Below are 12,138 nucleotides of genomic sequence, written 5' to 3' on the forward strand. Positions count from 1 at the left end.
GTCGGTTTCATTTTGTCGAGCCTCGCACAACCAATTCAAATGGCAATAAAGTATGCTGCACCGCGTAGTCTTTTTTTCCATTTATTGCGTCGATGATCTTTTCCATGGCGATCCGGCCCATTTCCTCGACCGGCTGTTTTATAGTTGTAAGCTCCGGATCCATTGCCCTGGATATCGGCTGGTCATCGAAGCCCATCACGGCAAAATCCTTCGGGATGGAGATGCCGCTTTTTTTTGCTTCAACCAGCATGCCCGTAGCTACCTGGTCACTTCCTGTGAATACAGCTGTCGGCTTGTCTGGAAGGTTCTGCAGATAATGGAATACCCTGCACCCGTCTTCCATGTTAAAGACGTTTGAGACACGCCATTCCTGGCGTACATGGATACCGTATTCATTCAGCGCCATTTGGATTCCGCGGTCCCTGTCCCTTGCCAGGCTGCTTTTACCGCCGCTCGTGATGGCGATTTTCTTATGTCCCATTTTCAGTAAATGCTTTGTGCCTAAGTATCCTGCCTCGAGCTGGTTCAGCCGGACAGTCGGAATGTTTGCGCGCTTGTCATATTCATTGCATAAAACCATAGGTCCGCATGAGGTATACTCCTCAATTACTTCCCAGTCATTTTCAATGGATGTCAAAATCAGGCCATCAACCTGCTTCGTTTTGAGCAATTGCAGAAATTTGAGTTCTTTCTTTTTGTCGTACCTCGTCTGGCAAACAAGGAGCTGCAGATTGTTCTGTGTTGCAACAGTATCTATTGCCTCAAGAAGATAGGCAAAAAAAGGATTAGTCAATATTGGAATTAAGATGGCAATAGTATCTGTTTTTTGGTTCCGCAGCCGCTGGGCTGATGAATTAGGATAATAATTAAGTGCCTCCATCGCTTCCCTGACCTTTTGTTTTTTTTCTTCAGTCACATTGGGATGATTATTAATCACACGCGATACAGTCGCATTGGAAAGCCCTGCCAGACTGGCTACATCCGCAATCGTTGTCAAAAAAACGCCTCCTTTTCCCTCCTTATAAAAAATTTGGACCGCTTCGGTGTAAACGATTTCTGAAATCGTTTACAATTACACTTTAAAACAAAATTTCACAATTTTCAACCATTTTTCCAAAAATATTTTATAGTTTTATAGACTTGATTAAAGGCTCTGTTAATCAATCAATATGTATCAGCAGAAGTTGTTGATAGCGCAGATTATGCTGCAGGATTTTTCGCCATTTTAACGAATTACTTAACATACACAATAGAAGCCATGAAAAGCGGTGAGATATGATTATTAATATTGACGAAGAAACAGAAGAGGCAATCGTAGCGAGACTTCGCCATGCTGGCTGTGTTTTTGCAGAGGATGAAGCCAAATTGCTTGTCTCAGAGGCACGGTCACTGGAATCTCTTAAAGCCATGGCAGATAGGAGGGCATCTGGTTTACCGCTTGAATACGTTCTTGGCTGGGCTGATTTCTGCGGAATCCGGATAGCAGTGGATCCAGGAGTCTTCGTTCCCCGCCGGCGTACTGAATTTTTAGTTAAACAGGCGGCCCACTACGGCATGCAGGGGGCAGTTGTTGCAGACATTTGCTGCGGTACAGGTGCAGTAGGCGCGGCACTGGCCAAAGCACTGGGTGAGATTGAACTATACGCAGCAGACATCGACCCAGTCTCCGTGCAGTGTGCAAGGAGAAACCTCGCTTCTTTGGACGGCCTGGTTTTCGAAGGAGATCTCTGCAAGCCCCTGCCTGCAAGTCTGCGGGGACGTGTCGATATAATTGCTGCCAATGCGCCCTACGTACCTGCTAGGGCAATCCGGCTTTTACCCCGGGAGTCCCGCAATCATGAATCCCTGGCTTCGCTTTGCGGCGGCAGGGATGGGCTGGATTTCCATCGCAGGATAGCTGCAGAGGCTTTGCACTGGCTGGCTCCACTTGGCCATGTCGTGGTAGAAACAAGCAGGAAACAGGCATGTCAGACCACAGAAATATTTTCTCAAAAAGGCCTCATACCCCAGGCTGTACATGACAGTGAACTTGATGCTGCTGTCGTAATAGGGACAAAGCGCGCCCTCTGACACGCTGGATTGCGATGTGTGAGGCTGACTGTACTAAGCGGACATGCAAAAAAACAGGACTCCTCCGTTAAGGAAGAATCCTGTTTGACTTACTTTTTAAGCTAATGCAGACTTTAAGTCTTCGATCAGGTCTTCGGCATCTTCAAGACCCACAGAAATCCGGATCAAGCCATCAGTGATGCCAAGCTCTGAACGGCGCTCCTGCGGGATGGAGGCATGCGTCATAAGAGCCGGAATTGAAATTAAGCTTTCTACTGCCCCAAGGCTTTCAGCAATGGTAAAGTATTTAACCTTGCTTAGCACCTCTGCTGCTTTTTCCGCGCTTCCGACATCAAACGAAACCATTCCGCCAAAACCGCGGGATTGCTTTTTGGCAATATCATGGTTTGGATGGCTTTCAATGCCAGGGTAATACACTTTTTTCACAGTTTCATGCTGAAGCAAAAAGTCCACGATTTCTCCCGTGTTCTTTTCATGCTCTTCCATGCGCACACCTAGTGTTTTGATGCCTCGCATCAGCAGCCAGGAATCTTGCGGCCCAAGAACCCCTCCTGTAGAGTTTTGCACGAAATGAAGATCTTCCCCGAGCTTTTCGTCATTTACAATGGCAAGTCCTGCTACAACATCGCTATGGCCGCCAATGTACTTCGTTGCGCTATGCAGTACAATATCTGCACCAAATGTCAGCGGATTCTGCCAATAAGGCGTAGAGAATGTATTATCAACAATCGTTAGCAGACCGTGTTTTTTGGCGATCTTCGCTGTTTCTTCAATATCTGTGATTTTTAATGTTGGATTTGTCGGCGTTTCCAGGAATAAAGCTTTTGTGTTTTCTTTGATTTCCTTTTCAATGCCTGATAAGTCGCTTGTATTGATGAATGTAGCTTCAAGGCCAAAACGGTTCAGCACTTTAGTGATTACGCGGTAAGAGCCGCCGTATACATCATCAGTCAGCAAAATGTGGTCTCCCTGGCTGAACAGCATCATGACAGCTGTCATAGCAGCCATACCGGAACCAAAAGCAAAGCCGCGCTTTCCACCTTCGAGATCTTTAATTAGTTCTTCTAATGCGTGGCGTGTTGGATTTCCGGTTCTGGAATACTCATAGCCCCGGTGATTTCCTGGACCATCCTGTTTGTAGGTGCTTACCTGGTAAATCGGCACAGACACTGCACCTGTTTTTTCATCGCCAAAAATCCCGCCATGTATCAGCTGTGTTTTCTTTTTCATTGTTAAATGCCCCCTTGATAAATTTTCTTGCTTAAATATCGTTCGCTCGAATCTGGGAAAATTACGGCTATATTCGTCCCAGGTTTGGCTGTTTTTGCTTCCTCTAAGGCTGCATATAATGCAGATCCCGATGAACTTCCTGCAAGCAGCCCTTCCTTGCGAGCCAATTCACTGACAAGGAAAAATGCATGTTCATCCGATACGGTATGGATGCTGTCAAAGTATGATTCATCCATATAAGAAGGCAGGAATTCCATGCCCGTTCCCTCTGTCTTATGAGGTCCAGCTTCTCCTCCATTCAAAATGGAGCCTTCAGGTTCAACAATTACGGTTTTCACTTCAGGATTTTGTTCCTTCAGATATCTCGCTGTACCCATGAATGTTCCGCCTGTCCCTGCTCCAGCCACGAAAACATCGATCTTACCGTCAAGCTGGTCATAGATTTCAGGTCCCAGTGTTTTATAATAGGTGTCAGGATTCGATGGGTTCGCAAACTGCTGCGGACAATAGGAGTCCGGGATTTCCTTCAAAAGCTGCTGGGCCTTTTCTATAGCTCCCTTCATCCCGTCCTTTGTCGGAGTATTGATGACTTTAGCTCCAAGTGCCCTCATTAGCTCCTGCTTTTCCGCACTGAACTTTTCCGGCACACAAAAAATAACATCAATTCCTTTATTAATGGCAGCAAGTGCAAGTCCGATTCCTGTATTGCCGGCAGTCGGTTCAATGACAGTGCCGCCTTGCTTCAGCTCCCCGCTTTTAAAGGCTGCTTCAAGAAGCTCTACTCCAAGGCGATCCTTCACACTTCCCCCAGGATTGAAATACTCAAGCTTAGCAAATATCCGTACGCCCTCTGGAAGAGGAAATTGAGTGATTTGAACCATTGGCGTATGGCCAATCAATTCATGAACGCTACCATAAACCTTCATTTCGCAACGCACCTTTCACGGCTGATTCATATCCCAAGCCGCTGTGTCTTATATAACAGGGGGGCGTTTGATGCTTTTTTGCCCCCAGCTTATTACTTCATCCGCTTTATCATGTGTAAAATAAGCTCCGTGGAATTAAGGGCAGCCGTTTCTAAAAACTGCTCAAAGGAAATATTTGATTCCTTTCCTGCAATATCAGAAAGTGACCGGATAATCACACAAGGTACACCAAACTGGTACGCCACCTGGGCAATGGCCGCTGCCTCCATTTCCACTGCTGCAAGGTCAGTGAACTGGCTGCGGACAAATTCAACACGCTCAGGATCATGCATAAAAGAATCACCTGTAACAATCAGGCCTTTTGCCACTTGGATATCACTTATTTCCTTTGCAGCTTCTTCAGCAATCTTCAGAAGAGCCGGATCGGAAGTAAATGCTGCCGGCATTTGAGGGACTTGCCCATACTCATATCCAAAGATGGTTACATCCACATCGTGATGGCGCACTTCAGTTGAGATGACCACGTCACCTACATTTAATGAAGGAAGATATCCGCCTGCAGATCCAGTATTGATCACTGCATCGGGCTTGAACTTTTCAAGCAGGATGGCCGTTGACATCGCCGCGTTTACCTTGCCAATTCCTGATTTTAATAGAATTACTTCTACACCGTCCAGCATTCCTGTATTGAATTCGCTGCCTGCGATTGTTACCTGTTCAAGATTTTCCAGCTTATCACGTAAAATAGTTACTTCTTCTTCCATTGCTCCAATTATGGCTGCTTTCATTATTAAACCTCTTCCTATAATTTTTCCGCTTCCATAATCCAGACAAATTGGTTGCATCGGTCAAAGCTTACTTCAAAGCCGTTTGCTTCTAATACAGATTCAAAAAACGGAATGGTTGTATAGTACTCTGTCTGCAAATCATTTGCCAAATTATGAAATCCTGCTTCCTGTGCTTCGCGTATAGCTTGGCTGTAAGCTTCTTTGGATTGATACATAGTATCTGCAAACACTATTTTACCACCACTTTTCAGTAATTTTCCATAGTCGGCCAAAGCTTTTTTCTTTTCGTCATCTGTCAGATGATGAAATGCATATGTGCTGACGATGGTATCCACCTTTTCCGGCCGGATGAAGTCAATAAAATCTCCATCCTGGATGTCTGTTCCAGCAGGAAGCTTCTCAATCGCTTTTTCCCTCATAGCAGGAGAAGGCTCCACACAGGTTACACTCAGACCTGCCTGCAGCAGCTTTTCAGTAAGATTTCCTGTTCCGGCCCCAAACTCAATAACATGGCCATGTGCCCGCTTGGCCACGCTTTCTAGGATCAGTTCGTAATTTTTAAATACTTCCTGATATTCAATATCTTTTCCAATCACTGTATCATCATACGATTTCGACCATTCTTCAAATAAATCCAGAAATTCTCTTCCCATTATAATCACCTTTTTTATTATAAAATAAAGTAAATAATTCCTATGAGTATAGTGTGTTTTAGCGTGAAACTGTCCTAAATTTATCACATGACGAAGATTCCATCAAGTACTTCGCGTTTCTCCACAGCATATTTTTGATAATTATAGAGAGAGCGATTCCCCATAAACATGATACACTTATCTGTGAAGTATCCTATGCATCTCGCATAGCGTGTGTGATGAACAGATTACGGAGGGATAGATATGAATTTTCAGCTGGACTTCATTCAGGATAAAGTAGAATTCTTTGAAGCAGAAAGCCTGAAAGATCTGGAGAAAAAAGTAGAAGCACAAATAGAAGTGAACAAGGCCATTTTGCTTGGTGTACATGCTGTTTCCCATCAAATGCATGTAACGGAAGAAGGCAGAAGATTTTACAGCGCTGTCGTACATTTTAAAGCGAAAGCCTGATATAATACGCCAGGCAGGAAACAGAGAAAAAACCCGGGTCAATGCCCGGGCTTTTTTAGAAAATTATTTTTTATCGTTGCTTTTCAGTTTTTCAATCTTAACCGGCTTCCAGCCCGAGCCATCTTCCCACTGAAGATACACACGGTAGGATTGCGGATCATTTTTGGCTGAAACCGTTCCGACTGCCGTATTCGGGGAGCCTCCGTTTTGAAGCCACCATGTTGTCATATTGCTTTCATCAATTCCAGCACCGTAGGCAAGAGCCTTCGTCATCTCTTTCCAGTCTGCAGAGCCTTTGTCAAAGGAAGTAGTATGCTGCCCGGTCTGGGTGGTGCCTACTGTTTTCCAGTCTTTGCTTTCATAGGCTTTGTCGACATTTGAATCGCTCTTATCCTGCACTTCTTTTAAATCGGCTTTCTGGTTTTCATCCGCTGTATCCCCGGAATCATCCGTGCTGTCATCTGCAGCAGCGCTATCTGTTTCTTCCGCTGAAGCCTGGACGGAGGAATCATCCTTGTTTTCCTTTGCAGGGCTTTCCTTTTTTGTTGTGCTATTTTTATCTTTGGCTGCGCTCGGGGCTTTCTCAGGTGCAGCGCTTTGATCTTTGTTTCCAATGAAAATGGTAGCTCCTACAACAATGATTAATAAGGACACAACCACAATCAAAACGTTGTATATTCGATTCATCTTTTTTTGCTTCACTTTGCTGAGTCTTGAATTATTCTGTATGGGCTTAAAATCACTCAATTCACATATCCCCCTAACTTATTGCGTACAGCTCCATTTTAGCATGTTCTCTTTAGAGTTTGAAGTGAATCCTATCCCAGCTTGTTTTCTCCGTTCTTCATTCTTTAGTCCTGTCATTTTCTTGTTTTTGGTCTTCTTTATAGACTTCTTTCACAATATCGCCGAATAACGGGGTCATTGTTTCGCTTTTTTCATCCGTATCCAGGCTTACCGCGACAAGTGCATATTTCGGATTTTTATATGGAAAATATCCCGCAAACCATTTATTCAGCCTTTTCTTCTTGATATCAGTCTGTGCAGTGCCAGACTTTCCAGCTACCTCATATGGCAGATCAGCAAGGGGTGCTCCCGTTCCTTTCGGGCTTGTGACAACACCGCGCAGCAGCTGCTGAAGCTTCAGAGCTGTATAAGGCGAAATTGGTTTTCCGCTTATTTTCATATCAGGAAATGAAACGATGGAGGTCCCGTTATTGAACTCGACTTTCTTCACGGCTTTCACCATTTCCTTTTCCCCTCCCCGGGCTATAGTCGCCATCATATTAGCAATGGCAAGAGGGGTAGCCTGCACATCCTGCTGTCCGATCGAGCTTTTTGCCACCATCCTTGGATCTTTTTTGAGCTTTTCATCTTGCCAGATCTTCCCTTTATCCTCCTGATCCAGCTGTCCAATCGGGGTATGGTAGACATTCCCTTTCCACCCTGAGCCTCCAATCACATTCAGCTTCTCGGCATATTGCTTTAAAAAGTCCGGATTCTTTGCAGAAATCTCCTGGCCAAGCTCGGCAAATGCCCTATTGCAGCTTTGAGCAAAGCTATTTTCAAAGTTCAATGGTCCGTAATCATGCTTTTTATCTTTTTTTCCTTCAATGGTCAAGCTGCAGTTAAAGGTCTTGTTTTTTGAAGCCTGATAATCAATGGCAGCGGCAGCGACGACGGTTTTAAAAACAGAGCCGGGCGCTGCCTGCCTGAACATGAGGTTCACAGAGCCTTCGGCATCCGGATTTCTCTTTTCCATGCTTGGCCGTGAAACAATCGCCCGGATTTCACTTGATGCAATATCAATCAGGACGATCCCGCCTTTTTTTATACCATGCTCATCAACAAGCTTTTCCGCCTTTTCCTGAAGCCCTTTATCAAGTGTTGTGAGTACCTTGACAGGGTATAAGGGGTTGGCAGGTTCGACATATTTAACATCGACCCCGAACATCGGTCCCCCATTGGCATCCACATGGTACACAAGCTTGGAGTCGCCGCCTGAAAGCAGGAATTCATCAAATGTCCGCTGCAGCCCCCGGTAGCCTACCCTAGTTTCAGCTGACAGCTTTTGATCTGGATATCTCGGCACCTTCAGTGAACCGTACATGACAGTTGAGCCAATCAATTGAGCAGCCGGTATGCTGTTTTGGTTGAATTTTTCTTTCACGGCAAATACACCTGGTATTTTCAATGAATTGATGGCTGCTGTCTGCTCATCTGTTAAGATAATCGGTTTTTTCCCTCCAAAAGCAAATGGCTCCTTTGCCATCTGGACGGCATTCTTTAATACATCTGCATCTCTTCCGATAATCCCCGCAACTTTATCCGCAGGCCAATCCATTTTTTTCAAAAAAGGAAAAAGCACCAGTGTAGGAACTTCTTCATGTGCAAGCGGCACACCCTTCACGTCATAAAATTTCCCTCTTCCATCATCGAGCGTAACCGTCTGGGTTCTCTGCTTCACACTTGCTTCTATTAAATTCACATGATGTGCGGAAAAAGACTCTGTACTGATAAGCTGGATTTGCACAAGCCTTGCGGCAAGCAGGACCAAAAGCAGCATGAGAAAACATGCAAGAAAGGCTATTCTTTTTTTCATCATATAAAAACACCTCATCACCATTGTTGACGAGGCATCACTTTTTAATCCCGGGTGCAGACTATTTTTCGAAAGTTCCAACAATTTTACTGCATATTGCTGTGCCTGCTCTCTGCTGATACCTGTTTCCCGTTCGGAAGCATGGCGTTTTCTTCATAATAAATGGTGATATTCTGCGTTTTATTCGATTTTATGTAACTGAAAAATCTGTGGTCTGCATTTCCTTTATACGTGAACGTGTTTTTAGCATAATAAAGCGTTTTTTCACCATCATCGATTTTTTTAAATTCACCTTGATAATCGACATAACTGGAAAGCTGGGCTAAATTAGCCTCAATATTTCTTGAAACAGCTCTATTATCAAACGTGATTTTATATTCATTCATGATGTTTGACTCTTTGCTGGATTCACTAAATTCATAGGTTTCAAAAAAGTCGCCATTTATTTCTGTACTTGATTCTGAGATCGAGGCATCTGCTGGAAAAAGCATCGTATAGCCATTGGTTTTTGACTGAAGCTGATAAAATCCTTTTTCTTTTTCTTTTTGGGACATCAAATACTTTTGTGTATAGGCGTCGCTTAAAGCCTTTTCTTTTGGCAATGCTTTTTTTCCGGCTCCATCGTCACTCCGATTCATCCCGCAGCCTCCTAACGCAAGTAAAATTAATATGAGGATCCACCTATGTATGCTTTTTTTCAAGATAGCGTCCCCTTTCAAGAATATGAAAAGCTCACATTCCATTACTACCACATATCCCCACGGGAACACAATGAAAAACATAACATTCTGATAATATCAAAACTTATTACCCAGAAGAAAAAATCGGAAAGCGGGCATCCTGGAGCGGAAATCAACTACCTTGTTTTAGCAACAAAGTTTACGAAAACAGCCTTTACAAAAAGCAAAGAGTCTTCCTTTCATAATTATCAATCACAAAAGGGCCTTCAAGGGATTCAGGCAGAAAAAAACGGAGCAATCTGGCATCGCTCCGCTTTTCACCTTATTTAATTGTAACGATTTTCACTGTCATATCTCCGCCTGGAGTCATGACTGTAACCGTGTCGCCTACTTTTTTGCCCATAAGGCTTGCAGCGATTGGAGAGTCGTTTGAAATTTTGCCTTCAAACGGATCTGCTTCTGCACTTCCGACGATTGAATAGGTTTCTTCGTCGCCATTAGGAAGCTCAACAAATGTGACCGTCTTGCCAAGTGTTACTGTATCTGAATTCGTATCGCTCTCTTCAATGATCTTTGCATTGCGGATCATGTTTTCTAAAGTGGTGATACGGCCTTCAACAAAAGCCTGCTCGTCTTTTGCAGAATCGTACTCAGAGTTCTCGGAAAGATCGCCAAAGCTTCTTGCGATTTTAATTCTTTCCACAACTTCTTTCCTTTTTACCGTCTTTAAGTTTTCAAGCTCCTGCTCCAGTTTCTCTTTTCCTTCTTTTGTCATGGGAAATACTTTTTCTATAGCCAAAACCCTTCACTCCTTCAAGTCCTCCGCATCCCGCCTGGGCAGCATGCGAAATATTATGTAGTCAGCTGCCTGAGCAGCCATTAATCGTCCGGACGCGTAAAGCATCAGGTCCAAACAGCGGAGAATACATAAGTGCGCGTCCTTACTGAAGGGCGCGCATTGACTAAGGAAATACCTTAGTTTATCAGCTGCATCTTTTAACATGCAGACAGCTTAATGATTCTGTTTCTTAAGATAGAGTATTTCCTTTTCCGGAATTTGTCCAGTATTTAACAGAAAATAAATAAATAAAAAATATCTCTTATCTTTATCTATGCCATGTTATTACAAAAATGACTTTTGTTCAAGGATGGTTTGAATTTTAGTCACCATCAGGTCAATGGCAACATGGTTATGGCCGCCTTCTGGAATGATGATATCAGCATACCGCTTTGTAGGCTCGATGAATTGGTTGTGCATCGGACGCACCACGTTCACGTATTGGTCAATGACAGAATCCATTGATCTGCCGCGTTCCTTAATATCACGGGACATTCTGCGGATAATGCGCAGGTCGGCATCTGTATCGACAAACAGCTTGATATCCATTAAATCGCGGAGACGCTCATCCTCTAAAATGAGAATGCCCTCAAGGATAATAACTTCTTTTGGGTCTACCGTGATAATTTCTTCTGCCCGTGTATGGATGGAATAATCATATACAGGCTTTTCAATGGGCTCATACTTCAAAAGCTTATGGATATGTTCGATCAATAAGTCGTTATCAAACGCAAGCGGATGGTCATAATTCGTTTTAAGGCGCTCTTCATATGGAAGGTCGCTTTGATCTTTATAATAATAATCCTGTTCAATCATCAAAATGGAATGCCCTTTAAAGCTTTCAAAAATTGCTCGTGTTACACTTGTTTTACCAGAACCCGATCCCCCGGCTACACCGATTACTACAGGTTTATTCCCCATGTTCGTTCTCCTTCCGATTCTCTCCAGGCTTGTCTTTCCAAAGGAATCTCTGTCCTGTTCCTTTTTAAGCACCTGATCTGCATGTTGGGCACAGTGTTCAATTCCACTTCATCACCCGTCTAATATGCAACACGGTCATGGATCCTGTACGAACCCTTATTGGGTAAGGATTCTACTTGCGAAATCGAAACGAGTCTTTTTGCTAGGGTTCCCAAACATGGATGAATTATACTCCCGGGATTCCAAGTAAAAAAACTGTTCTTCCTTCGTTTTCCACTGCCGAACTTACCTTTATTTACGCTTTGAGATGGCCACTCCGTCTCCAATAGGAAGAATCACTGTATGATATTCCGGATGATTCATAAGCCACACGTTATAATCCTTTATTTTACGGACTAAATTGCGAATCCGTTTTGGTTCGATTTCTTCTTCATTCGCAGCAACCAGGCCTTTAAAGAGAACATTGTCCGTAATAATGATGCCATCACGGTTTAGAAATGCTTCATAAAGTTCAAAAAAACGCTTATATTGCCCTTTAGCTGCATCAATGAAGATGGCGTCATACATATGGGTGCCTGCTTCTTCACCCGTCTCAAGCGCGTCGCCTTCAATAAGCGTGATATCTTCCTGCTTGCTCATTTTTTTGATATTTTCACGTGCAAGCTGAGCACGTTCTCCGTCTCTTTCAATGGTCACGATTTTCGTGCCAGGAAGGGCGTCTGACATCCTGAGTGCTGAATATCCTATGGCTGCCCCTACTTCAAGAATCCTTTCAGGCTTTTGCAGCCTTAGTATCTGCAGCAAGGCCTCCATGCCTTCAGGCTCCATGATCGGTACTTGATGTTCTTTTGCGTACTCCTCCATTTCGGCAAATTCGCCGTTTCTGGCCGGCAGCAGGGAATGAAGATATTCCTCCAGGTTCTCCTTCAAGCTGATTCCTCCTTGGCTTATGTAACACTCTTTCTTTCTATCGCAGAAAA

Annotated in this window: 13 protein-coding genes; 2 read left to right on the forward strand and 11 right to left on the reverse strand. The window is 43.9% G+C overall.

Features of this window, described 5'->3' with window-relative positions; translation table 11 throughout:
• Window positions 1–7: 7 nt before the first annotated feature.
• Entirely contained in the window at window positions 8–997 is a 990-nt protein-coding gene (locus ACN6MY_RS18410; RefSeq protein WP_419881472.1) for a LacI family DNA-binding transcriptional regulator, read from the reverse strand.
• Between the two features lie 290 nt (window positions 998–1,287).
• Here ACN6MY_RS18410 and ACN6MY_RS18415 point away from each other — a divergent pair, with 290 nt between their 5' ends.
• A complete protein-coding gene (locus ACN6MY_RS18415; RefSeq protein WP_419884214.1) occupies window positions 1,288–2,070 on the forward strand; it encodes a putative protein N(5)-glutamine methyltransferase in 783 nt (260 codons plus the stop codon).
• 96 nt (window positions 2,071–2,166) lie between these two features.
• On the opposite strand, the gene ACN6MY_RS18420 is transcribed toward ACN6MY_RS18415, so the two are convergent.
• The 4 genes from ACN6MY_RS18420 to ACN6MY_RS18435 all read right to left on the reverse strand — a co-directional run bounded on the left by ACN6MY_RS18420 (window position 2,167) and on the right by ACN6MY_RS18435 (window position 5,667).
• On the reverse strand, window positions 2,167–3,300 hold the full coding sequence (locus tag ACN6MY_RS18420) for a bifunctional cystathionine gamma-lyase/homocysteine desulfhydrase (protein WP_419881473.1): 1,134 nt from the start codon (window positions 3,298–3,300) through the stop codon (window positions 2,167–2,169).
• 2 nt (window positions 3,301–3,302) lie between these two features.
• Window positions 3,303–4,226, reverse strand: coding sequence for a PLP-dependent cysteine synthase family protein (locus ACN6MY_RS18425; RefSeq protein WP_419881474.1), 924 nt, complete (start codon window positions 4,224–4,226; stop codon window positions 3,303–3,305).
• Window positions 4,227–4,318: 92 nt separating this feature from the next.
• On the reverse strand, window positions 4,319–5,014 hold the full coding sequence (mtnN, locus tag ACN6MY_RS18430; RefSeq protein ID WP_419881475.1) for a 5'-methylthioadenosine/S-adenosylhomocysteine nucleosidase: 696 nt from the start codon (window positions 5,012–5,014) through the stop codon (window positions 4,319–4,321).
• Between the two features lie 14 nt (window positions 5,015–5,028).
• Window positions 5,029–5,667: a class I SAM-dependent DNA methyltransferase gene (locus ACN6MY_RS18435; protein ID WP_419881476.1), complete on the reverse strand. Its 639-nt coding sequence runs from the start codon at window positions 5,665–5,667 to the stop codon at window positions 5,029–5,031.
• Between the two features lie 243 nt (window positions 5,668–5,910).
• Between ACN6MY_RS18435 and ACN6MY_RS18440 the strand changes: the two genes are divergently transcribed.
• Window positions 5,911–6,117 (forward strand): DUF2536 family protein, encoded by a 207-nt coding sequence (locus tag ACN6MY_RS18440; RefSeq protein WP_071350559.1) that lies wholly within the window; start codon window positions 5,911–5,913, stop codon window positions 6,115–6,117.
• A 63-nt stretch (window positions 6,118–6,180) separates the two neighbouring features.
• Here the strand turns inward: ACN6MY_RS18440 and ACN6MY_RS18445 are convergent, their stop codons facing one another.
• From ACN6MY_RS18445 to ACN6MY_RS18470, 6 genes are all read right to left on the reverse strand, one after another.
• On the reverse strand, window positions 6,181–6,864 hold the full coding sequence (locus ACN6MY_RS18445) for a YrrS family protein (RefSeq protein WP_419881477.1): 684 nt from the start codon (window positions 6,862–6,864) through the stop codon (window positions 6,181–6,183).
• Between the two features lie 97 nt (window positions 6,865–6,961).
• Window positions 6,962–8,722 (reverse strand): peptidoglycan D,D-transpeptidase FtsI family protein, encoded by a 1,761-nt coding sequence (locus ACN6MY_RS18450; RefSeq protein WP_419881478.1) that lies wholly within the window; start codon window positions 8,720–8,722, stop codon window positions 6,962–6,964.
• A gap of 83 nt (window positions 8,723–8,805) precedes the next feature.
• Window positions 8,806–9,357 carry a hypothetical protein gene (locus ACN6MY_RS18455; protein WP_419881479.1) on the reverse strand — a complete coding sequence of 184 codons (552 nt, stop codon included), beginning with the start codon at window positions 9,355–9,357 and terminating at the stop codon, window positions 8,806–8,808.
• A gap of 364 nt (window positions 9,358–9,721) precedes the next feature.
• Window positions 9,722–10,198 (reverse strand): transcription elongation factor GreA, encoded by a 477-nt coding sequence (gene greA, locus ACN6MY_RS18460; protein WP_090989045.1) that lies wholly within the window; start codon window positions 10,196–10,198, stop codon window positions 9,722–9,724.
• Window positions 10,199–10,522: 324 nt separating this feature from the next.
• Window positions 10,523–11,158: a uridine kinase gene (gene udk, locus ACN6MY_RS18465; RefSeq protein WP_419881480.1), complete on the reverse strand. Its 636-nt coding sequence runs from the start codon at window positions 11,156–11,158 to the stop codon at window positions 10,523–10,525.
• Window positions 11,159–11,449: 291 nt separating this feature from the next.
• Window positions 11,450–12,088: an O-methyltransferase gene (locus tag ACN6MY_RS18470; protein WP_419881481.1), complete on the reverse strand. Its 639-nt coding sequence runs from the start codon at window positions 12,086–12,088 to the stop codon at window positions 11,450–11,452.
• Between the last annotated feature and the right edge of the window lie 50 nt (window positions 12,089–12,138).

Source organism: Peribacillus sp. B-H-3, from assembly GCF_048572925.1.
GTDB lineage: Bacteria > Bacillota > Bacilli > Bacillales > DSM-1321 > Peribacillus.

Bases quoted from the DNA above. Each gene is read 5' to 3' on its own strand.
- ACN6MY_RS18420 (WP_419881473.1), bottom strand. From the start codon at position 3,300: ATGAAAAAGAAAACACAGCTGATACATGGCGGGATTTTTGGCGATGAA.
- ACN6MY_RS18425 (WP_419881474.1), bottom strand. From the start codon at position 4,226: ATGAAGGTTTATGGTAGCGTTCATGAATTGATTGGCCATACGCCAATG.
- mtnN (WP_419881475.1), bottom strand. From the start codon at position 5,014: ATGAAAGCAGCCATAATTGGAGCAATGGAAGAAGAAGTAACTATTTTA.
- ACN6MY_RS18435 (WP_419881476.1), bottom strand. From the start codon at position 5,667: ATGGGAAGAGAATTTCTGGATTTATTTGAAGAATGGTCGAAATCGTAT.
- ACN6MY_RS18440 (WP_071350559.1), top strand. From the start codon at position 5,911: ATGAATTTTCAGCTGGACTTCATTCAGGATAAAGTAGAATTCTTTGAA.
- ACN6MY_RS18450 (WP_419881478.1), bottom strand. From the start codon at position 8,722: ATGATGAAAAAAAGAATAGCCTTTCTTGCATGTTTTCTCATGCTGCTT.
- ACN6MY_RS18455 (WP_419881479.1), bottom strand. From the start codon at position 9,357: ATGAATCGGAGTGACGATGGAGCCGGAAAAAAAGCATTGCCAAAAGAA.
- udk (WP_419881480.1), bottom strand. From the start codon at position 11,158: ATGGGGAATAAACCTGTAGTAATCGGTGTAGCCGGGGGATCGGGTTCT.